Genomic DNA, 21,868 nt, shown 5'->3' with positions numbered 1-21,868 from the left:
ATTACCTGCTTATAGATGAAATCGTTTCCCATATTCAGAAGGTGAAATTCCCATACACTTTTTGAATAATCGACTAAAATAAAGTTGATCGTCAATTCCTACCATAACGGAGATCTCCTTCAGGGAAAAGGTATTCTCCTTTATCAGTGTAGCAGCTTTTCTTATCCGCAGATTGTTTAAGTAACTGGTAATACTTGTTCCTACTTCGGACTTGAAAACACGGCATAAATAGCTAGTGCTGAGATTGACATTTGCCGAAATGGAGGATAATGTGAGACGGTGCATGTAATTATTTTCTATGTATGTAAGGGTTTTGGCAACATCATTTTTATAATGCCCCTCACTATGAAGAAAGTCCTGATATGTGGTCCTGGCCTCTTCATAATTTTTCAGATTTTCTTTATATGGCATATCTGGTGCAAAGGCTTGGTACATGGTAAAACGGTTATACAGCTTTTTTATCAGCTGTTCCACTTTTACTTGACTGCACATTAATTCTTTTTGGGAAAATACTACGAGCGCATTATGGGCACTGAGAACAAGAATGTATGGCTGTAGCACTCCCTGAACAGCATCCAGTATCATATCTCGCAGCAGATTAGCTGATATAGAAAATGCATCATTTGATAAAAATTTTTCAAACGTTACATAGCATACAGCACAGGAATGTTTCATAAATCCAAATTTTTCTGCTCCATATCTTTCAATGAACGAATCGAGAGACTCTTCTCCCTGAAAAAAGGAGAGAAGATGATCGGTTATGGGTTCAGTGATGTCTGTTTTCAGAATGGAATCTTTTCGGTCAGCTGTATTTTGCATTTTTTTTGTGGTTTTGTTCAGACAGGCAAGGAGTGTATCTGGTTGAATTTTGATTTTTAACAGATAGTCCGCAGCACCTAAAAGCAATGCACTTCTTACTGAATCGAAGTCTTCGTAGTTGCTTAGTACCAGTATTTCTCCGGGATATTCTTTTTCCTTCAGAAAACGAATTAGTTCCAGTCCGTCCATTTCAGGCATTTTCAGGTCAGTGATAATGATATCCGGATGATGTTTTTCAATCAGTGGAACAGCCTCAAGACCATTTGATGCTGTTCCACAAATGAAAAAACCATGCTCTTCCCAGGGAAGAATGGAGCGAAGCGCAATTTTTACGATTGGTTCATCGTCAATAATTAATATACTGTACATAAAAGTCCTTTCTGTGGGCAAAAGTGGTTGTGATTTTTAGCTGTTATAATCTTTTGACAGTTCTTGTACATATAGTAAGGGAAGAGTCAGCGTACATGTGGTTCCTTCTCCAGGGTGACTATTGACCTTAAGTCCATATTCCTTTCCAAAATTCAGCTGTATTCGGTCATTTACATTGGTAATTCCAATCTTTTTCCGGTTTGTATGAGGTTCCAGCGCTGCAGGTGTCACTTCAAATCCTTTTCCATTGTCACAGAGTTCTATGATAAGATGATTGTTTTCTTCCCAACAGGTGATTAGAATTTCCATAACGGAGCCGTCATCAGAAGAACCATGCATAACAGAATTTTCTGCAAGGGGCTGCAGGATTAGTTTAGGAACAAGGCAGGAGAGCAGTTCTTCCTCTTCTACGTCAAAAGAGTACTCAAAGCTTCCGGCATACCGGATTCTTAAAATCGCGAAGTAGTTTTCCAGGTTCTCAAGCTCTTCCTGAATGGTTATATACTCGTTTTTATTAGTCAGTGTATTTTGCAAAAGACTGCTGAGGGCCTGGATTCCATCACTTACAATCTGGTCTTTATGCATGGCGGCTACAAAGCGCAGACTGTTTAAAGTGTTGAAAAGAAAATGAGGATTTAACTGATATTGAAGCATCTGTAGCTCCAATTCTCTTTTTTTCTTTTCCTGGCTTTTCTGTTGTTTCATCAGGCTCTCAATGGTATCTGCCATATGATTCATGCTTCCGGAAAGATCGGAAAGTTCGTCTTTGTGGTCATCCTGGATCCGTACGGAAAGATTTCCCTTTGATAATTCCCTGCAAAAATCCAGCATGCTTCTGATGGGGGAGGTAATTCCAGGATACACCATAGCTACAATTCCAATGCAGAGTAGAACAAGGAAGAATGCCACAGCCAGGATTTTCCAAAACATAGTGTTAACTTCAGAATTAATATAATGATATGGCATGGTATATACAAACAGCTGGTTCAGGTTTTTATTGAAAATATAAGTAACCAGCTGTTCTTCGCCATCTTTGTAAATGCTGAAAAAATCTGTTCTGTTTGGAAGTCTTGCTTGAATATTTTTCAGCAGCTTTTTTTCGGTTTTTTGCCCCAGTTGAATACTACGATCCCAGGAAGAAAGGATTGTTCCATCCATATTCAGATACATAATATTGGAAGAGTCAGCCAGACCTACTGGTTCCAGTACTGTTTTGGAAAAAATTTTTTCATCAATGGAAATCAGGGTATAACCAATTACACGACTCTGACTGTATTGTTCATAAATTCTTCTTCCAAGAATCAGGATGTCCCGGTTACGGTAAGTATGTGCGTATGCCCATACATCCTGATTTTCTTCTTCAAGACGACTCAGGATCCTGCTTACATCATCCGAATATAACCCATCATATCCCAAATCATAAAAAATATTCCCATCTGTATCATATACTGTAATGTTTTTTGCCTGTGCAGGATAGATGATTTTACTTCGAATCATATGTTGGATTTCATTGATGGCTTGATTCTTTTCCGTATCTGTCATACCCTTTTTCAGAAGACCGTCCTTGATTTCCTGACTGATGCAGATGGAGCCGCAGAGATACTGATACTTTTCAATCTCACTTACCATATTCAGATTGATCATGGATAAAGTCTGTGAGATGGAAGTGGAAAGTTTTTCCCGAAGCGCTTCTGAAAAAATATGAAACGAATAGAAGCTGATTCCTGTTAATGGTACAATAGAGATCAGGAAAAGCGCTATGACCAGCCTGGTTCTAATACTGAATTTTCGAAATCCCTGATATCGTTGTCTTTTTTCCATGCCGCTGTCCCTCATTTCTAAAAAATAATTCGTACATGGTCCGGTAAAGATGGAAAAAATCGTTCTGATTTTCATGACTGTATCGGATTGTGACAGATTTATTATACAGGAAAAAAACAAGATAATCCATTTAAAATACAAATAGAAAAAGATTGTACATATATGTCGCAAGAAAATCCATATTATATAAAAATAACAGAAAAATGTTCCATATAAAGAATTGTTTTGTGAATTTACCACAAGAAGATTTTCCATTATACTAATATCATCAGGCAAACATAATAAAAGCCAACAAGAAGGAGGAAACAACCTATGAAGAAAAGATTTGCAGCTTCTGCTATGATCCTTGCTATGAGCGCAGCAACAGTACTTTCCCCGCTTACTGCATTTGCAGAGGCAGAAGAACAGGAATTGAACATTGCCATTTTCCAGGGTGGATATGGGGATGCTTACTGGAATCAGATGGTGGAGCTTTTTGAAGAAAGCCATGAGGGCGTGAAAGTAAACATGACTATCAGCCCTACAATTGGAGATATCATCCGTCCACAGATTGTAGCTGGAAATGCACCTGATTTTATCTGTCTTAACGATGGTGGTGAGGATGGTGTAATCCTTTCCCTGATCAAAGATCATGCACTTCTCAACCTGGATGATGTTTTTGACGGAGAAAATTATGCTGGAACCGGTACCCTTCGCGATGATATTACAGATGGGATCCTTTCCAGTACAAAGTGTGCACCATACGGAGATGATGAGATCTATCTGGCACCATTCAACAGTGGTCCGCAGGGTCTGATTTACAACAAAACATTCTTTGATGAGAATAATCTGGAAGTGCCGAAGACCTGGGATGAGTTCTTTGCACTTGGTGATAAGGTAAAAGATATTGACGGACGTGCACTTTTCACATATCAGGGAATTTATCCGGGATACATGGAAGAAATGCTCTGGCCGGCAATTGCAAATGAGTGCGGCGAAGAAGCACTTACTAAGATTGCCAATTACGAAGAAGGTTCCTTTAATAATGAGGGTGTGTTAAAGGCTTTAAGTCATATTAAAGAGATTGCAGATAAAGGCTATCTGTTAGAGGGCACTGTTGGTATGAACCATACAGAGTCTCAGACAGAGATGATGCTTGGAAAAGCTGCATTTATCACAAACGGAACCTGGATGGAAAATGAGATGCAGGATGCGCCAAGAGAAGATGGATTTGAATTTGCAATGGCTCCGATCCCGACCGAGAACGCAGACGATGTGCACTATGTATTTGACAGCTGCGAGCAGTTTTCCATTCCGGCAGCTGCCAAGAATCCAGAACTTGCAAAAGAATTTCTTCGTTTCCTGTATAGTGATGAATCTGTATCTGCTTTTGCAGAAGCTTCCGGTGCCCTCTATGCTACCAAGAGTGCCCGTGAAGTAGCAAAAGATAAGCTGTCTACTGCAATCTACAACATGTACGGAATCTACGAAGAGGCAACTGCCTCCTCCCTGATTATGAGCTTCGCAGCAGTTCCGGCTGACTGCAAGGTTAACCCGAAAGATGAGATATTTAATCCGATTACATCTGTTATGAATGATGAAATGACAGTGGAAGAGTGGGCACAGAATGTGGAAGATGCTTTTGCACAGGTTCGTGCTGATATGGAAGCTGCCAACTAAACTTCATATACCAGCCGGATAAAAACGGTAAAGCATGGAAAGGCTGCTACACAGTGTATGCTATGCAGCAGCCTTTTGTAACCCTGAACAGATATATCGCCAATCGGTGATGTCATCCACATTTATTAAATACTTTAAATTTAAAGAGGTGAACAAGCGTGGTAAAGAAGCCCAGATTATTTATAGCCCTGTGTACGCTTCCTGCATTGATTTTAACCATTGTTTTTATGATTGTGCCTATGGTAAATGCCATTTATCTGTCTTTTACCAGTTCCACTGCACTTAGCGTAGGCTTTAACAGCAAATTTGTATTTTTGGATAATTACAAGTATATGTTCCAGGATAAGGATTTTCTTCAGGCACTGTTTAATACTCTTAAGCTGATGCTGGTAATCCCGGCTGTGACCATATTTCTAAGTCTTGTATTTGCATTTATCCTTACTCAGGGACAGCTCAAGGAAAAGTCATTTTACCGGACCGTATTCTTTTTCCCAAGTATTGTTTCCATGACTGTAGTTGGTATTGTGTGGTCTTTTGTGTTTAATCCCACAAGAGGAATTCTGAATCATATGCTGGATCTGTTCCATCTCTCCACTTGGAAACACGCATGGCTTGGAGAGGGAAAAACGGCTCTCTGGTGTATCGGTGCAGCCCTGGTGTGGCAGGCTATTGGTTATTATATGGTTATGCATGTGGCTTCCATTGACGGGATTTCCCAGGAGGTTTATGAAGCTGCTTCCATTGACGGTGCAACAGGAGTGCAGAAGTTCTTTAGGATTACCATTCCTCTGCTTCGCAGATCCATTGGAACGACCTATATACTTTCCCTGTCTGGTACTATCAATTTAAGTTTTACTCTGTCCAACGTTATGACAGGCGGTGGACCAAACGGTGCTTCCAGTGTGCTTTTACAGTATATGTATACGCAGGGTATGCGAAACGCTAATTTTGGATATGCCATGGCAATCGCCATGTTTACCCTGATTCTTGCAATTGTGCTTGCAATGATTTCTAAAAAAGTATCATCTGAAAAAGAATAGGAGGGAGACTGATGAAAACTGTAAGAACCTGGTGTATCAGAATCCTGATGATTCTGTTTACCGTTATCTTTTTGTACCCGCTTTTCTGGAACCTGATGTCTGCGTTTAAGACAAATGCAGAATATTTGACAGATCCCTATGCATTGCCCACAGCTTTGAATTTGGATAATTTTGTGGCAGCATGGCAGAAAGCAAATATCGCCGCTTATTTTGGAAATTCCATATTTGTGACTGTGTTTTCCACTGTATTGCTATTGCTTCTGGTTATTCCCATTTCTTATGTACTGGCAAGATACCGTTTTGCGGGCAGCAAACTGATCTCTGCCATTTATATGGCATGTATTTTTCTGCAGGCTACCTACATTATGATTCCTTTGTTTCTGGAATTACAGGCTGTGAATGGATTAAATAACCTGCCGGTACTATGCCTTGTTTATGCAGTTATGCAGTTTCCTTTTTGTATCTTTACTTTACAGGGCTTTATGTCTGCAGTACCCAGAGATTACGAGGAATCTGCAAGAATTGACGGTGCTACTAATATCCAACTGCTATCAAGAGTTATGGTGCCTCTTGCAAAACCCGGAATTGCGACCATTACGATGTTAAGTGCCATGGGCTTCTGGAATGAATATCCATTGGCACTTGTTCTTCTCACGGAAGATGCAAAGAAAACTCTTCCCATCGGAATGGCAAACTTGTTTGAAGTGCAGAAATATGCCACGGACTGGGGTGCACTGTTTGCAGGACTTGTAATTATTATGATTCCAACAATCATTATTTATCTGATTGGACAAAGATATCTGCTTCAGGGAATTGGTGCAGGCGGGTTAAAAGGGTAAAATGAAAGGGGAAATAAAATGCCAACTGATCAGGAATTAATCAAAATAGTTCCCTCCAGCCGCCAGCTTGCCTATCAGGCAACAGAGTTTTATGCGTTCTTTCATTTTGGAATGAATACATATACCAATCGTGAGTGGGGAGATGGAACAGAAACACCACAAATTTTTAATCCTACAGAGTTTGTTGCAGACCAGTGGGTGTCTGCAGCACAAAATGCAGGTATGAAAGGGGTAATTCTTACCTGTAAACATCATGATGGTTTCTGCCTGTGGCCGACCAGATATACCAGCCATAGCGTTGTCTCCAGTCCATGGAAAAATGGAAGGGGAGATGTGGTCTGGGAAGTGTCTGAAGCATGCCGTCGTTATGGGATGAAATTTGGAATTTATCTTTCACCATGGGATCGCAACAAGCCTTGTTACGGAAGCGGAAAAGAATATGATGATTACTATCTGGCACAGCTGACTGAGCTTCTCACCGGTTATGGAGATATTTTTAGTGTCTGGCTAGATGGTGCCTGCGGAGAAGGACCAAATGGAAAAAAACAGCTATATGACTGGAAACGCTATTATGAATGTGTCAGAAAATATCAGCCAGACGCATGTATCTGTGTGTGTGGGCCGGATATCAGGTGGTGCGGAAATGAAGCTGGCGATGTAAGAAAATCTGAGTGGAGTGTTGTTCCTGCACGTACAGCACTTGCAGAGAGTGTACAGGAAAGAAGCCAGCAGACCGATGATAAGGAATTTAGAATGCGCCGGATCACCAGCGACATGGAAGATCTTGGAAGCAGAAGAGCGCTTGAAGGTGAAACGAATCTGATCTGGTATCCGGCAGAAGTAAATACTTCTATAAGACCTGGATGGTTTTATCATCCAGAAGAAGATGATCAGGTGAAAAGTCTGGAGGAGCTGATCTATATCTATATTGGGGCTGTTGGAGGAAATGCAACCTTTTTGTTAAATATTCCACCTATGCCAAACGGGCTTCTTCATGAAAATGATGTTAAACGTCTGGAAGAATTTGGAAGTTGGAAAAAGAAATCTTTTACTCATAATTTAATGAGTACAGCACATATTTTTTCAGAAAATGAAGATCCGACGCATCCGGTTTCTGATTTGACAGATGATACTTCAGAAACCTGGTTTCAGCCTGAAAGCAGCGAACTGCCAGTAGAAATAACCATTTGTCTGGACGGTTCATACAACTTAGGGTATCTGGTATTAAAAGAGGCTGTCTGCTATAGTCAGAGAGTGGAAAAATTTGAGATATTTGTTAAAGAGGGGGAAATATGGAACAGTATTTACACAGGAACAGTAATTGGTTATAAGAAGATCATTTCTGTTAAGGGGCAAAAAGCCCAGAAAGTGAAAATTGTTTTACATGATTTCCGTGTACTTCCGCTGCTCTCATTTGTTGGAATTTATCCTGAAAGTCTTTAATAGGGAAAGCATTCTTTCTCATAATATCTTAAGGTAGAAACAAGAAGATATTATTAGAAAACCATTGAACCTGCTTGAAAGAGAGAACATTCAAAGCAAAATTGCCAATTGGTTTGGAATAGATTTTTCCAAACTGTAGATTATTTTTATAAGTAATCTTGGAACTAATGCAGGAGTCATGGTGCAAATGGACAATGTTCGCAGAAAGCACTTGTCTTTTAGAAAGGCTCGTATTAAAATGCTTGTCAGTGATCAGGTTGCAGAAACTTGCGATGCCTGCGACCGGACGGAGGACCTAAGGGTCCTCCGTTTTTCTATATACGCAGATTTTTATAGCGATAGAAAAAGCATTAAAACCGATAAAACTATTTTTGAACTATGAAGAATAGATTAGAAATCTCATTGCGCGAAAAGGGATGATTATTGTTGACCGTGAGTTCACTGCGTCTAAATTAAAAGATATCAGTTATTTTGCCCTGATAGATGGGTACAAAAATCTGTTTTACAATCCCATGAGTTAGAAACGATTTTTGACCATAACACAGTTAAAATTAATCAAAAAATCAATCGCAAATTTTTACGATTGCATTGACAGTGATTCTCCTTATCTATATATTATTGCAGTAGGAACAACTTATCAAGTACTCGGAAATAACTAACTTGGTAATAAAATTTTTACTGGAGGTTATCAGAAATGACAGAAAGAGAAAAAATGATAAGTGGAGAGTTATATGATCCAGCGGATAAAGAATTGGAACAATTTTTAATTTCACCTGCTTGGATGTATGTGAAGTACATATAGGAGACAATGTGATGATTGGTCCAAATGTCACATTGGCAACTCCCATGCACCCATTTTTACCTGAAGAACGTAATAGCAGAAAAAAAGAAGATGGAAGCTTTTATAATCTTGAATAGGCGAAACCAATTACTATAAAAGATAATTGCTGGCATCCAATGTGGTTGTTTGTGGTGGTGTTACCATAGGAGAGGGATGTGTAATAGGAGCAGGAAGTGTTGTGACAAGGGATATTCCTCCATATAGTCTGGCTGCTGGAAATCCATGCCGGGTTATTCGCAAAATAACTGAAAAAGATCATATGGAATAAGATAATTACAATCAATATTTAGTGTATTATGACAACAACCGTTATCAGTGGAAAAGGTGAGGGAATCGGTTATGAGCAAGTAGCGAAGCGGATTGCGAATATCCGCTTGAATGATAAGATTTAATATAAGGCTATTGCACTGAGTAATTAGTGCAATAGCCTTTTTGCCAAAATAAGTTAGTTTTAACTGGTTGTATTACGGCGAATCAATATCGGAGCAATCTGTTTATGGACAGGCTTTTCCAGTGGTTTAGGGGAACGTTTTTTTTGTTCTTCCATCTGTTGAACCAGAAGCTCCATGGCAGTCTGTGCAATAATATCAATCTGCTGACCAACGGTTGTGATTGGGAGAATTGCCTCACTGGCAATGGGAGAATTATCAAATCCTATGATTTCATAGAAAGAGGGTAATTCTCGGTATTTCTGGAAAATCAGGTTAAGAAACATGTTTGCATAGGTATCGTTGGAAAGGAAAATGCCTTTTTTTTGATTGGGATATTTCTCTTCTATTCTTGTAAAAATACGTCTTATTTCATTTAAAATTTCCTGATAAGAATTACCGCTTACACTTAGATCAATATCATAAGGAACCTGATATTCTTCACAGGTTTCCTTAAATGCGCGAATACGGTCGTAAGCAGGAACTGTTTTCTCAACATTGACATTGATATGGATCAGTATATCACATTTATCACGGATCAGCAGAGTGGTAGCCTGAAGCGCACCCATATAGTTGTCAGTGGTAACACTGCTGATATATTCCGCTTCACGTTCAATGGCAACGATGGGAATCTGATAGGAGGATAATTGTTTTGATGACAGCGTATGACTTAAAACAATGAGACCTTCAATCTGATAGGATAGGAGCTCTTCAATATATTGCTGTTCTTCTTCAGCCTCATGTTCACTGCTAAAGACGAGAAATTTGTAGTGATAATCACTGTAGCTGGACAGCAGCTGTGTCAGCATTTCAGAATAATAATGCAGATAAAGATTCGGAATAATGATTCCGATAAATTCACTTTTTCCATTCGCCAGAACTTTTGCAAGTTTATTTTTTTTATAGCCAAGGGTATCAAGGGCCTGAGAAATTTTTTCCTGATTTTCAAGTGTAAGGGAATCAGGATGATTGAAATATCTTGATATTGTAGTTTTTGAAAAATGGGTATATGCTGCAATATCTGCAAATGTCACCTGTTTTTTTGACATGAAACTTATTCTCCTTATAAATAAATGCAAATATTTTTTTTAGTATAGCAATTATTATACAAAAAGGCAATATTAAAATAACCGATTACGTAACCGGTTATTTTAATGAAGAAAAGTGTTGACAGAGAGTGTGTGATGTAGTAACATCAGATTATAAAGTAACCGGTTACTTAACCGGTTTCATGAACAATGTATGAAAGGAATGGAGGAAAAAGTGCATGAAAACAGTGCAGAACCAAGCAAAGCCCGTAAGCAAGCAGACGTGGAGAAATAAGGTTACGTATGTGAAGAAAAACTGGCAGTTATATCTTTTTTTCTTAATGCCGGGACTTTTACTGACAATCATTTTTAAGTATCTTCCGATGGGAGGGCTTTTGATTGCGTTTGAAGATTATAATGTAATCAAGGGAGTACTTGGAAGTCCATGGGTTGGACTTGAATATTTCAGACGTTTTTTATCATCACCGGATTTTATGAACTATCTGATGAATACATTAAAGCTGAGTATCTATGGATTATTATGGGGATTTCCGGTTCCGATTATTCTGGCATTACTTATGAATCGTATTCAAAAAACAGGGATCAAGAAAAAAGTACAGCTTCTGATCTATATGCCGAATTTTATATCTGTAATAGTACTTTGTGGTATGGTTCGTATGCTGTTATCACCGGTAGGACCTTTGAACAGGCTGCTTGGGATTAGCACAAACTGGATGACAATGCCATCTGCTTTCCGTACTATTTATATAGCAAGTGGAATTTGGCAGACTGCAGGCTGGGCATCTATTATGTATACTGCAGCATTATCTAATGCGAGCAAAGAGTTGGAAGAAGCGGCAGTTATGGATGGTGCAAACCTTTTGCAGCAGATCTGGTACGTGGAGCTTCCGGCGATTAAGAACATTATTGTAATTCAGTTTATCCTGCAGGCAGGAAATATTATGAGCATTGGATTTGAGAAGGCATATGCATTGCAGACAGATATGAACCTGCCGGCATCAGAAATTTTATCTACATATGTATATCGCATCGGTCTTTTGAACGGTGATTATGGTTATTCTACGGCAGTAGGTCTGTTTAATTCAGTTGTAAATGTAATTCTGTTGATTTTTGTAAACTGGGTTGTAAAGAAGCTGAATGATGGAGAGGGATTATAGGAGGAAGAGAAGATGGAGAAAAAGAAGAGAAAATATTCAAGGACAGATCGTCTGATCCTTGGAATTGGATTCACGATTCTTGGACTGTTTGTACTTTCTATTGCGATTCCAATTATATATGTAGTGCTTGCATCTTTTATGGATCCTACTGTTTTGAATAATCAGGGACTGAGCTCTGATATTAAGGACTGGACTTTGGATGCTTATAGAAGAGTACTGGAGAATGAGATGATCTGGCGCGGATTTTTGAATTCTTTTCTGTATTCATTTGTATTTACAGTGATCTCAGTTTTTGTAACATTACTGGCAGCCTTTCCTCTGTCTAAAAAAGAATTTGTGGGAAGAAAATTTTTTAATCTGATTTTTCTGATCACAATGTTTTTTGGGGGAGGAATGATTCCAACATTTATTTTGATCAATCAGCTGCATATGGTAAATACAGTATGGGCGGTTTTGATTCCGGGAGCATTTAACGTTTGGAATATGATTCTTGCAAGAACTTATTATCAGTCAATTCCGGCAGAATTAAGAGAAGCATCTGCAATTGACGGTGCTAATGAAATTCAGCATTTTTTCAAAATTATGATGCCGGTATGTAAACCGATCATTGCAGTACTGGCACTGTGGTCATTTGTCGGAATGTGGAATAGCTACTTTGATGCGATGATTTATTTGAACGATGCAAATCTTCAGCCATTGCAGCTGGTACTGCGTTCAATCCTGGTGCAGAATACTCCACAGCCGGGAATGATTGCAGATATCCAAAGCACAGCAGAGATGGCAAAGGTAGCAGAACAGTTGAAATATGCAACAATTGTAGTATCAAGTTTACCACTTTTAGTGATGTATCCATTTTTCCAGAAATATTTTGATAAAGGAATTATGGTTGGATCGGTAAAAGGCTAAAGAAAGGAATGATACAGATATGAAGAAAAACAGAGTAAGAAGTTTGCTTGCACTTGGACTTTCTTTAACAATGATGGTAAGTATAATGGGGTGTGGAAAACAGCAGAGGCTTGATGCTGAGATTAATCCGGATACACCGGTATCGGATGTACAGTTTCCATTGAAAGAAACAGAGGAGCTTTCTTTTATTACCAGTGCACCGGCCACTTCAACACAGGATCCAAATAAAAGAGTGATTTTCCAGAGAATGGAAGAACAGACAAATGTTCATATTGACTGGACCTGCTTTGTATCAGATCAGTTTTCAGATAAAAAGAATCTGGCGTTGGCTCAGTTTGGAAATCTGCCGGATGGACTGTTTAATGCAGGCATGAGTGATTATGATCTGTTGCGTTATGCAAAGCAGGGAATAATTATTCCGCTGGAAAATCTGATTGACAAATATATGCCAAACCTTCAGGCTGTGTTTGAAAAATACCCGGAATACAGAACCATGTGTACAGCACCGGATGGACATATTTACTCTTTTCCGTGGATTGAACAGCTTGGTTCCGGAAAAGAAGCAATTCAGGCCATTGGAGATATTCCTTATATTAATAAGAAATGGCTTGATTATCTTGGCCTTGAGATTCCAACCACAACAGATGAACTGGAGCAGGTACTGATTCAATTTCGAGATCATGCAGATGATCTGAAACAAGAGTTTTCCATTGAAGGTGATGTAATACCAATGTCATTTATTATCAATAACGGAGATCAGGATCCTTCAATCTTAATAAATGGATTCGGAGATGGTTATGGGGACACAGGAGATCATTTTGCTGTAACAGATGAAGGTAAGGTGATTTATACAACGGTTCAGGAAGGATACAAAGAAGGTATCAAATGGCTGCATAAACTTGTGACAGAGAATCTGATCGATCCGGAAGCATTTACACAGGAATGGTCTACTTATGTTGCAAAAGGAAAGAATCACCGTTATGGACTTTGCTTCACATGGGATATTGCTAATATAGACAACAATACGGATTATGTGATGCTTCCGGCACTGACCGGACCGGATGGAATGAGAAATATCACCAGACAGAACAACAGTGAGACCAGCGGTTTTGACAGAGGAAGATGTGTGCTTACTACCAGCTGCCGTAACACGGCACTTGCTGCCGCATGGATCGATCAGATGTATGCACCCCTTCAGTCTCCGCAAAATAACTGGGGAACCTATGGAGAGAAGGATTCCTTTAATATTTTTGAGCTGTCTGTAAACAAAGATGGCGAAAAAATGTTAAAGCATATGGACTTAGGAGATCAGTCGCCGGTGGAAGTACGTGAAGCGCAATCTGTAAATGGTCCTCTCGCTATATTAAATGAATATTATGGCGTATATGTAACACAGCCGGAAGATGCGAAATGGCGTCTGGATAATATGCATGAGACATATTTACAGGATATGAACAGCAAATATGTTTATCCTAATGTATTTATGAGTATTGATGATACAAACAAAGTGTCACAGTATGATACAGATATTAAGAAATATGCAGAACAGAAGAAAGCAGATTGGATCTTGAACGGAGGAATTGATGAAGAATGGGATTCTTATCTGAAAAAAATGGAGAAGTACGGGCTTTCCGATTACCTTTCAATCAAGCAAAAATATTTTGACCAGTATCAGGATTCATTAAGCAGTGAAAAATAAGAGAAGATATCATTTTGACAGGAGGAACTATATGAGCGAAATGTTGGAAAAGGCAAGAAAATATGAATTTATACAGGGACAGCAGATCAAAGAGGAAGAAAGACCAGCCTTTCATATAACTCCTTATGTTGGCTGGATGAATGACCCGAATGGATTTTCCTATTATAAAGGAGAGTATCATTTGTTCTACCAGTATAATCCGTATAGCACACATTGGGACAGTATGCACTGGGGACATGTAGTGAGTAAGGATTTATTGCATTGGAACTATGTTCCGACTGCATTGGCACCGGATGAAGATTATGATAAATTCGGCTGTTTTTCAGGAAGTGCCATAGAATTAGAGGATGGCAGACAGTTGCTTATGTATACTTCTGTAAATCAGGAGAAACTGGAAGACGGAACTGTAAGGGATATTCAGACACAGGCAGTGGCAGTTGGAGATGGTAAGGATTATGAAAAGTATGATAAGAATCCGGTTCTGACAGCCAAAGATCTTCCAAAGGGGGCTAGTAAAGTAGACTTTCGTGATCCCAAAATCTGGAAAGGGAACGATGGAAACTTTTATTGTGTTATAGGAAGTCGTCCGGCTGATGGAAGCGGACAGATCCTTCTTTACAGAAGTAAAAATGGCTTTGAATGGGAATTTGTAAGCATTCTGGCAAAGAATCAAAATCGTTATGGAAAAATGTGGGAATGCCCGGATTTCTTTGAATTGGACGGCAAATATGTGCTTCTGACAAGTCCACAGGATATGCTTCCGGAAGGATTAGAATTTCATAATGGAAATGGAACGTTATGTATTATTGGGGAGTTGGATCCTGAGACACATACTTTAAAGGAACAGTTTTGTCAAGGTGTTGATTACGGAATTGACTATTACGCAATGCAGACACTGCTTGCACCGGATGGACGAAGAATTATGATCGCCTGGATGCAGAACTGGGATACGCTTGCATATCGATGCAATGACTCTGGATGGTTCGCACAAATGAGTCTTCCAAGAGAACTGTCTGTTAAAAACGGAAGATTGTATCAGGTTCCGATCAGAGAACTTAATGCCATGCGTGCAAACAAAGTCGAGTATAACAATGTTGTGATAAAAGATACCAGGCTCACACTGGATCAGATTGAAGGACGAACGGTAGATCTGGAACTTGTGATACGACCGGCAGATAAAGACAATCTTTATAAAAAATTTGAACTCTGTTTTGCAGAGAATGAGAAATATCATTCTACATTATGCTTCCGTCCGGATGAATCTGTTTTAAAAATCGATAGAAAATTCTCAGGAAGCGAACGGGCGCTGGTTCATCAGAGCAGTTGTCTGGTAAACGGTGACAGCAATGAACTAAAACTGCGTGTGATTTTGGATAAGTTTAGTGTGGAAGTATTTATTAATGACGGCGAGCAGGTTATGTCTGCGGTTATTCTTACAAAGCAGGAAGCAAAGGGGATTTCTTTCTTTGCTGATGGTGCAGTTAAGCTTGATATAGTGAAATATGATTTATTATAATAAAGCGTTATAAATTGGGACATAATACAGCATTTATTGGTAAGGTTGGTGATGATTTTTTTGGAGATCAGTTGAGAGCAGCCATAAAAGAAGCAGGAATTGATGACATTGGATTATGTATAGATGAAAAAATTCATACTACGCTTGCTATGGTACATACATATCCGGATGGAGATAGGGATTTTTCCTTCTATCGTAATCCGGGAGCAGACATGATGCTGAATAAAACTGAGATTTCCGAGGATATTCTCAAGGAAACAGAAATGCTAAATTTTGTCAATGTAGCAGCTTCTATCATTACTACAAGAAAAGGTGCGCTGCGAGTAATGCCCGAACAAGAAGAAATCCAACAGTATTTAAATACTATCAGAAATGCAAATAAGTAAAAAACTTTAAATTTGTAATTCTTGCCAAATAGCAAGGAAATCGCAAGACTTTGGTCATGTGGATTTCCTTGCTTTTTTTTCTCAAAGTGTCAGGTAAGGCCCTTGTTTATGGAAGAAATCAGCTCTGCCAGTTGTTTCCTTTTGGTGCGTGTATCACCGTTGATCATCAACTTGGAATAAATCTGATTGATATATTGCTTCACAGTGCCTTCAGAGAGAAATAACCTTTCGGCAATTTCGCGGTTGCTTAGACGGTCGGTGATCAAAGCTGCGATTTCTGCTTCTCTGCTGTTCAGCATATTTAGGATCTCAGGTCTGGAATTACGGCTGGACAGGCGGAGGCAGTGTTGTTCATAAACAGAACCAAGGGAAAGGATCCGGTCTGTGAAAGGCTCTGGTGTTATGGAATTAATACTGCCCAGCACGTCCTTGATATAGTTATAATTTTCTACAAACGGAATCAGAAAGCCATCCGGCATGGCGTGTCCTAAGGCTTTTTGCAGAAGCTGTCGTGCATCATGATGTTTACCCAGCATTGTGTAAGCAGAAGCGGTCTGGATCTGAACGTGGAGAGACACAAGTTCATAGTGCATTTTCTCACAGAAGGGCAGAAGCGTTTCGCTTCTGCCTATAACTTTTGCGTACATTTTCTGTGAAAGAAAGACCTGATTCTCGATCATTTCCATCATAGGTCTGCAGGGAGAGAGAAAGCTGACAGTGGATAACATATGGTCTTTGAATAATGCAGGAATTTTTTCCGGCATTTTAATCAATGCATAGTAATAAGCATAAGTACTGTCAAAAATATTCAGCCACATCATATTGTGGAGAGACAGAAGCTCCTTACGCTTTACTTCAGGGTTCTTCACAAAGGTGACACTCTCCTGAAAAAGGGAAAGCCTTGCAGCAAGGAAATCACAGCAGAGCGAAATATTGTGCTGTCCGTTTGAGGCAATGGTGGAATAAGTCTGCTCCAGCAGAATCTGTGCATCTGAAAAATTCCCCTGCATAAATGCTGCCTCTGCATTCATGAGCAATTCCGCACCCTGTCCATGCCCCTGGGTGATCCTGTAATAATGGGGCATACACTCATTCATAGCTGCCAGTTCTGCATCCAGGGTTCCGGATCTGCGGTGAAACATCATCAGAACAGAAGGAGAACCGAAGGTCCAGCTTCCTGTATTGCGGATACTGACGGCAGGTCTGATCATTTTAGAACTGGCCTGACGGTGCAGAACGCTCATGCCGGTGATATCGTTATACATCAGAAAACTCATAATGAGATCACATTCTCCGGAGAGATTCTTTCGTTCATCTTCGGACAAAGTGTTGTCTTCAGCTATGGTATCTGTCAGAAGCTGCTTCAGTTCTAGCATTTTGGGAATCTGATGCCAGGTAAACATACGGCGCATTAATACGAGAAGGGCCAGAGGCCTGTTCTTCAGGATTTCTGTTGGACAGACATCAAGAAATGCGAGAACCTTTTCCGGCGAAAGAGAAGCCAGGAGGATTCCTGCATCCTTTTGGATAACAGCAAGTGCTGCATCATAGTTAAGAGCCTTGTTATAGGCAGCAAGTGCCTGCAGAAACTGTCCCCGGGATTCATACCATTGTCCGTAACGATTCCGGAAATCTGCCTGTTTTTCATGGGAAAGCATGGCAAAGGCACGCTGTGTACATTCCTTCATCATATGGTGAAAACGGAAGCTGATTCCATCGGACAAAGGAGTGATAAAAGCATTCTGTCTGGTCATAAGGGAAAGAATCTGTCCGGCTTCCGGATTCCCTGTAATAAAAAGTGCCATCTCAACGGTAAATTCATCAGCAAGTCCCATAACAGTGAGAAATTCCTGCTGCGCATCAGAAAGAGGTGCGATCATGGCAGAGGAAAACATATCATAGATATTAGAAGTATTGTCAGGAAAATGTCCGCTTTCAAAAAAGGTACAGAGATTCAGATAGACTGCAGAGAACCATCCCTCACTGGAATAGAGAAGCGTGTTCAGCTGATCTTCGTTCAGGCTGGCACCGCAGCGATGGGTATAGACAGAAAGCTCCCGGCGATTCAGACACAGATCCCTGGTATGGATCTGATATAACTTTTTGCCAAGACGGAGAATCTCTTTTCCGGACAGAAAAGCATTTCTGCCGGATACGATCAGGTGGATATTTTCAGGCAGTCTGTTGGCAAGCATACAAAAAAAATCTGCAACATGAGGTTCACCCAACAGATGAAAATCATCAATAAAAATGTAGTAAGAGGTCTGACCGCTCAGGGAATAACAAAGCTCGTCAGCAAGCATCCCGGCACTGGCAGCATCTGAGGGGCAACTATAATTATCCAGAAAATCAAGCCCTGCAAAGGCAAATGCCTTCTGAACGCTCTGCCAGAAAACAGACAGATTATCAGAATAAATACTAATCCGGATCACACAGGAATTTCCGTTTTTGCTCTGTTTGTCCAGATACTAGCTGATGGCAGTTGTTTTTCCATATCCCATGGGAGCGGTCACAGCAGTGAATGCAGATTGTGAAATCGGCTTCAGATTCTCCTGCAGACGCTCAGAGATGTAAATTGTATTCAGATTATATTTCTTTTTAGACATCTATAAAAACCCCTCACTTGATACGATATGTCTCATTTTAACATATAAAGTATCAAAATGAAACTTTTTCCCAGGTGGTTTTTCAGGCAATATCTGCCACTGCTTTTGCTATACGGGGACACTTTTTGGTTCCAGGTTCCTTCTGAAACGCTTCTCTATCAGATAATTCGTATGGAACCTTCAAAAGTCTATGATTATGTAATTACATTTTACTTGAAAAATTAAACAACATATGATAAATTGTAAATGCGACGTAAAAAAAGTCACATTTATAAAAAGGTGATTAGTATGAGAGAATTTTTGGAAAAAACATTACGGCAAAATGTAATAATGACAGAGAATAAAGAGGTATATAAAAAACTTCCATTAGCATATCGTGGAAGATATGACATTTTTACAGTAGAGACTAATGGTGTATTATGGATGGCTATTCATCCCAAAGATGATATCGGACTTGTTGTTTTGCGTAGAGACAGAGCTGGCGTGGAAAAAATAACAGGATTAAACTGTGCAGTTTTTCTTGATCGAACAACATTTTATATAAAAGAAAAGATGATAGAAGAAGGAATTCCTTTTGTAATAGATAGGAAGCAGGTATTTCTCCCGTTTATTGGATATTTGCTGAGTAAAGGAAATGAAAGAGAGCTGGCACCAGTTCATTTGATTTCATTTTTGACGCAAAAAATGCTTCTAATGGCCATTTATGAACGATGGAATGAAGTAAAAGTATCTGATGCGGCGAAACGATTGGAAGTGTCAACAAAATCTGCAAGCCGGTGTTTTGACGAACTGGAATATTTAAATATTGATGTGTTGGGTATGAAAGGTAAATCAAGAGTCATCGATATTCCGGATGAACGAGAACAATTATGGCAGCAGATTAAGATGGTATTAAGAAATCCGGTAATTCGAAGATTTATTTTGAGAGAAGATATAAAATTTGAAAAGAAAGCAGGTATTTCTGCTTTATGTGAGTATTCTCTTTTGTCCGATAATGTTTATCCTACTTATGCCGTGACGAAGAAAGAACTAAAAGATAGTGGAGTGAAAGCGGAAAAACAAGTGAGTGAATTGGAAGAAATTGGCTGTGTTGTCTTGGAACTGGGATATTTTATTGATTTTCTGGGAAAAGGATTTCAAGATCCTTTAAGCGTAGTACTGTCACTGACAGGAGATGAACAAGAAGAGGAACGAGTTGATATTTCTATTAATGAGATGTTAGAGGAATATGTATGGTCAAAGGATTAGATACATTTTGGAAGTACTTTGCAGATTATGAAGAACAGTATGTTTTAATAGGTGGCGCAGCCTGCGATATTCTTTTTGAGAGTAATGAAGTGAATTTCAGGGCTACAAGAGATCTGGATATGGTTTTGATTGTTGAAGCATTAACTCCGGAGTTTGGAGAGAAATTTTGGAAGTTTATCGTTGATGGGAAATATAGAAATAAAGCAACAAATGGTAGTAACCCTCAATTCTATAGGTTTGATAAACCAGAAGAAGATAAATTTCCGAAAATGATCGAATTGTTTTGCAGAAGCGATTTTGAACTTAAAAGCGCGGAAGGAATTACACCGATACATATTGATGATGAAGTATCCAGTTTATCAGCAATTCTTTTGAATGATGATTACTATAAGGCACTTCTTAATGGAAAAGTTATAAGAAATGGACTTTCTGTTCTAAGACCAGAATATATAATACTTTTCAAGGCAAAAGCGTATCTTGATTTGAAAAGTCGAAAAGATTTAGGTGAAAAAGTGGATTCCAGTGACATAAAGAAGCATAAAAAAGATATTTTGCGTATTGCATCGGAACTTATGCTTGAAAAAGTAGAAGGATTGCCGATTGCAGTAGGTAATGATATACATAGTTTTATTGACTTGCTGGAGCAGGAACCATTTGATCAAAATTCATTGAAAAGATATGGACTGAAAAATGAGGATATTATGGAATTGTTAAAGAAAGTATTCGGATAAAAGTGCTCTTTATCTGTCACGGCAGGACTATGGAATATCAGACAGAATGAACTGGAATGGGGATAATCGTTAAAAGGTATTAAAGGAAGAATAGAGATATTATTATGGCGTGTGAGGAGCGAGACTTGCACGCCTTTTGGGTATAAAAGTACGTGCTTTTTTACGTGAAAGAGTGATATACAGGATCAACTTAGATAATCAATATGAATATCAGGATTAAAATCCCGGATAAAATGATTAATAATCAACCTTATACCATCCGGGAGTACAAGATTTTCAGACTGCATAAGGACAGTGCAACGAATCAGGCAACTGTAGATGAAAACGGCAAGGTAACAGCAGTGGGAAACGGAACTGCCACCATTACCGCAACATCTGTAAGCGGCAGTTACACAGTGACAGTTTCCGTAACAGGGAAGATCCCTGTGGAAATCCAGAAGCTCACCATAGAAGCAGAGAAAGAAACCCTGACAAAGATTGGTGAATCCACAGAGTTGAAAGTAAAGATTGAGCCTGAAAATGCAGATTTACAGAAACTGATCTGGAAATCCGATAACGAAAAAGTTGCCATTACAGATGAAAACGGCAAGGTAACAGCAGTTGGAAATGGAACTGCAGAGATCACAGTTACAACAGAGGATGGAAAAATTACAGCTTCCATTATGATCACAGTGAAAGTCCCAGATGAACCCACAATCAATAAGACCACAGGCTTCAGAAGGTTAAGAGCCCGTTCTGTAAAACAGACAAAAACTTCTGTGACATTGCAGTGGAACATCATTAAGGATGCAGATGGATATTTCGTATACGGCAACCGCTGTAATACAGGTACAAAGTCTTACAAGTACAGGAAGCTTGCCACCATCACCGGTGGAGATATCAGCACATGGACCCAGAAGGATCTGAAAAAAGGTACTTACTACAAATATGTGGTAAAAGCCTGCAGAATGGTAAATGGCAAAAAGGTAGTGACAGACACGTCCATATCTGTACATGCAGTCACCGGAGGCGGTAAATACGGAAATGCAAAAGCTGTTTCCGTAACCCAGATTGGAAACAAAAAGAATGTTTCAAAGATCACCCTGAAAATGGGAAAAACCGCACAGATAAAAGCAAAAGAAGTAAAGAAAGATAAGAAGATTGCACGCCACAGAAAACTTTGTTACGAAAGCAGCAATACAAAAGTAGCCACCGTTACCCCGGATGGCCTTATCAGAGCAACAGGCAAAGGAACCTGCACAATATGGGTATATGCACAGAATGGCGTATACAAAGCTCTGAAAATCACTGTAAAATAATCCTGAGGGGGTT

18 protein-coding genes and 2 pseudogenes are annotated in these 21,868 nt (G+C 39.3%); 15 read left to right on the top strand and 5 right to left on the bottom strand.

Annotated features, from left to right (window positions below):
• Positions 1–9: 9 nt before the first annotated feature.
• Positions 10–1,188 carry a response regulator transcription factor gene (locus tag NQ550_RS16000; RefSeq protein ID WP_025580036.1) on the bottom strand — a complete coding sequence of 393 codons (1,179 nt, stop codon included), beginning with the start codon at positions 1,186–1,188 and terminating at the stop codon, positions 10–12.
• 36 nt (positions 1,189–1,224) lie between these two features.
• Positions 1,225–3,009 carry a cache domain-containing sensor histidine kinase gene (locus NQ550_RS15995; RefSeq protein ID WP_025580034.1) on the bottom strand — a complete coding sequence of 595 codons (1,785 nt, stop codon included), beginning with the start codon at positions 3,007–3,009 and terminating at the stop codon, positions 1,225–1,227.
• Positions 3,010–3,321: 312 nt separating this feature from the next.
• On the opposite strand from NQ550_RS15995, the gene NQ550_RS15990 reads away from it, so the two are divergent.
• The 7 genes and pseudogenes from NQ550_RS15990 to NQ550_RS22940 all read left to right on the top strand — a co-directional run bounded on the left by NQ550_RS15990 (position 3,322) and on the right by NQ550_RS22940 (position 9,099).
• Positions 3,322–4,668, top strand: a complete 1,347-nt coding sequence (locus NQ550_RS15990; RefSeq protein WP_025580033.1) for a carbohydrate ABC transporter substrate-binding protein — start codon at positions 3,322–3,324, stop codon at positions 4,666–4,668.
• A 158-nt stretch (positions 4,669–4,826) separates the two neighbouring features.
• The gene (locus NQ550_RS15985) at positions 4,827–5,708 is read left to right on the top strand and encodes a carbohydrate ABC transporter permease (RefSeq protein ID WP_022380662.1); all 882 of its coding nucleotides are present in this window, start codon (positions 4,827–4,829) and stop codon (positions 5,706–5,708) included.
• Positions 5,709–5,719: 11 nt separating this feature from the next.
• A complete protein-coding gene (locus NQ550_RS15980) occupies positions 5,720–6,547 on the top strand; it encodes a carbohydrate ABC transporter permease (protein ID WP_022380663.1) in 828 nt (275 codons plus the stop codon).
• 18 nt (positions 6,548–6,565) lie between these two features.
• Positions 6,566–7,990 (top strand): alpha-L-fucosidase, encoded by a 1,425-nt coding sequence (locus NQ550_RS15975; protein WP_025580031.1) that lies wholly within the window; start codon positions 6,566–6,568, stop codon positions 7,988–7,990.
• 37 nt (positions 7,991–8,027) lie between these two features.
• A pseudogene (locus NQ550_RS22630) lies at positions 8,028–8,126 on the top strand (LysR family transcriptional regulator); the annotation flags it as partial.
• 558 nt (positions 8,127–8,684) lie between these two features.
• Positions 8,685–8,792 (top strand): maltose acetyltransferase domain-containing protein, encoded by a 108-nt coding sequence (locus NQ550_RS22945; protein ID WP_197724780.1) that lies wholly within the window; start codon positions 8,685–8,687, stop codon positions 8,790–8,792.
• 142 nt (positions 8,793–8,934) lie between these two features.
• Positions 8,935–9,099, top strand: a complete 165-nt coding sequence (locus NQ550_RS22940) for an LbetaH domain-containing protein (RefSeq protein ID WP_330671059.1) — start codon at positions 8,935–8,937, stop codon at positions 9,097–9,099.
• A gap of 183 nt (positions 9,100–9,282) precedes the next feature.
• Here the strand turns inward: NQ550_RS22940 and NQ550_RS15965 are convergent, their stop codons facing one another.
• Positions 9,283–10,308 carry a LacI family DNA-binding transcriptional regulator gene (locus NQ550_RS15965; RefSeq protein ID WP_025580028.1) on the bottom strand — a complete coding sequence of 342 codons (1,026 nt, stop codon included), beginning with the start codon at positions 10,306–10,308 and terminating at the stop codon, positions 9,283–9,285.
• Positions 10,309–10,526: 218 nt separating this feature from the next.
• On the opposite strand from NQ550_RS15965, the gene NQ550_RS15960 reads away from it, so the two are divergent.
• The 5 genes and pseudogenes from NQ550_RS15960 to NQ550_RS15940 all read left to right on the top strand — a co-directional run.
• Positions 10,527–11,465, top strand: coding sequence for an ABC transporter permease (locus tag NQ550_RS15960; protein WP_008706704.1), 939 nt, complete (start codon positions 10,527–10,529; stop codon positions 11,463–11,465).
• A 12-nt stretch (positions 11,466–11,477) separates the two neighbouring features.
• Positions 11,478–12,371, top strand: coding sequence for a carbohydrate ABC transporter permease (locus NQ550_RS15955; RefSeq protein WP_022380668.1), 894 nt, complete (start codon positions 11,478–11,480; stop codon positions 12,369–12,371).
• A gap of 19 nt (positions 12,372–12,390) precedes the next feature.
• Entirely contained in the window at positions 12,391–14,070 is a 1,680-nt protein-coding gene (locus tag NQ550_RS15950; protein WP_008706701.1) for a type 2 periplasmic-binding domain-containing protein, read from the top strand.
• Between the two features lie 31 nt (positions 14,071–14,101).
• Positions 14,102–15,586 carry a glycoside hydrolase family 32 protein gene (locus NQ550_RS15945; RefSeq protein ID WP_025580025.1) on the top strand — a complete coding sequence of 495 codons (1,485 nt, stop codon included), beginning with the start codon at positions 14,102–14,104 and terminating at the stop codon, positions 15,584–15,586.
• A gap of 11 nt (positions 15,587–15,597) precedes the next feature.
• Positions 15,598–15,861: pseudogene (locus NQ550_RS15940) on the top strand (PfkB family carbohydrate kinase); the annotation flags it as partial.
• A 200-nt stretch (positions 15,862–16,061) separates the two neighbouring features.
• Here the strand turns inward: NQ550_RS15940 and NQ550_RS15935 are convergent.
• Together NQ550_RS15935 and NQ550_RS15930 are read right to left on the bottom strand one after the other, a co-directional pair.
• Positions 16,062–18,404: a winged helix-turn-helix domain-containing protein gene (locus NQ550_RS15935; protein ID WP_242833636.1), complete on the bottom strand. Its 2,343-nt coding sequence runs from the start codon at positions 18,402–18,404 to the stop codon at positions 16,062–16,064.
• Between the two features lie 36 nt (positions 18,405–18,440).
• Positions 18,441–18,578 (bottom strand): hypothetical protein, encoded by a 138-nt coding sequence (locus NQ550_RS15930; RefSeq protein WP_242833635.1) that lies wholly within the window; start codon positions 18,576–18,578, stop codon positions 18,441–18,443.
• Between the two features lie 288 nt (positions 18,579–18,866).
• Here NQ550_RS15930 and NQ550_RS15925 point away from each other — a divergent pair, with 288 nt between their 5' ends.
• From NQ550_RS15925 to NQ550_RS15915, 3 genes are all read left to right on the top strand, one after another.
• On the top strand, positions 18,867–19,826 hold the full coding sequence (locus NQ550_RS15925) for a hypothetical protein (RefSeq protein ID WP_025580022.1): 960 nt from the start codon (positions 18,867–18,869) through the stop codon (positions 19,824–19,826).
• Entirely contained in the window at positions 19,811–20,557 is a 747-nt protein-coding gene (locus NQ550_RS15920) for a hypothetical protein (protein WP_008706691.1), read from the top strand. Before NQ550_RS15925 ends, NQ550_RS15920 begins: the two co-directional genes overlap by 16 nt.
• A 203-nt stretch (positions 20,558–20,760) precedes the next feature.
• Positions 20,761–21,855: an Ig-like domain-containing protein gene (locus tag NQ550_RS15915; protein ID WP_049947374.1), complete on the top strand. Its 1,095-nt coding sequence runs from the start codon at positions 20,761–20,763 to the stop codon at positions 21,853–21,855.
• Positions 21,856–21,868 lie beyond the last annotated feature (13 nt).

This window comes from Blautia wexlerae DSM 19850 (genome assembly GCF_025148125.1).
GTDB lineage: Bacteria > Bacillota > Clostridia > Lachnospirales > Lachnospiraceae > Blautia_A > Blautia_A wexlerae.
Note: the sequence above shows the minus strand (reverse complement) of the source record. Positions and strands in the feature narration are given on the sequence as shown.

Excerpts from the sequence above, each read along its gene's own strand:
- NQ550_RS15915 (WP_049947374.1), top strand. The coding sequence starts at position 20,761 with ATGAATATCAGGATTAAAATCCCGGATAAAATGATTAATAATCAACCT.
- NQ550_RS15930 (WP_242833635.1), bottom strand. The coding sequence starts at position 18,578 with ATGTCTAAAAAGAAATATAATCTGAATACAATTTACATCTCTGAGCGT.
- NQ550_RS22945 (WP_197724780.1), top strand. The coding sequence starts at position 8,685 with ATGACAGAAAGAGAAAAAATGATAAGTGGAGAGTTATATGATCCAGCG.
- NQ550_RS16000 (WP_025580036.1), bottom strand. The coding sequence starts at position 1,188 with ATGTACAGTATATTAATTATTGACGATGAACCAATCGTAAAAATTGCG.
- NQ550_RS15980 (WP_022380663.1), top strand. The coding sequence starts at position 5,720 with ATGAAAACTGTAAGAACCTGGTGTATCAGAATCCTGATGATTCTGTTT.
- NQ550_RS15990 (WP_025580033.1), top strand. The coding sequence starts at position 3,322 with ATGAAGAAAAGATTTGCAGCTTCTGCTATGATCCTTGCTATGAGCGCA.
- NQ550_RS15975 (WP_025580031.1), top strand. The coding sequence starts at position 6,566 with ATGCCAACTGATCAGGAATTAATCAAAATAGTTCCCTCCAGCCGCCAG.
- NQ550_RS15920 (WP_008706691.1), top strand. The coding sequence starts at position 19,811 with ATGGTCAAAGGATTAGATACATTTTGGAAGTACTTTGCAGATTATGAA.
- NQ550_RS15995 (WP_025580034.1), bottom strand. The coding sequence starts at position 3,009 with ATGGAAAAAAGACAACGATATCAGGGATTTCGAAAATTCAGTATTAGA.
- NQ550_RS15950 (WP_008706701.1), top strand. The coding sequence starts at position 12,391 with ATGAAGAAAAACAGAGTAAGAAGTTTGCTTGCACTTGGACTTTCTTTA.
- NQ550_RS15960 (WP_008706704.1), top strand. The coding sequence starts at position 10,527 with ATGAAAACAGTGCAGAACCAAGCAAAGCCCGTAAGCAAGCAGACGTGG.
- NQ550_RS15965 (WP_025580028.1), bottom strand. The coding sequence starts at position 10,308 with ATGTCAAAAAAACAGGTGACATTTGCAGATATTGCAGCATATACCCAT.
- NQ550_RS15925 (WP_025580022.1), top strand. The coding sequence starts at position 18,867 with ATGAGAGAATTTTTGGAAAAAACATTACGGCAAAATGTAATAATGACA.
- NQ550_RS15945 (WP_025580025.1), top strand. The coding sequence starts at position 14,102 with ATGAGCGAAATGTTGGAAAAGGCAAGAAAATATGAATTTATACAGGGA.
- NQ550_RS15955 (WP_022380668.1), top strand. The coding sequence starts at position 11,478 with ATGGAGAAAAAGAAGAGAAAATATTCAAGGACAGATCGTCTGATCCTT.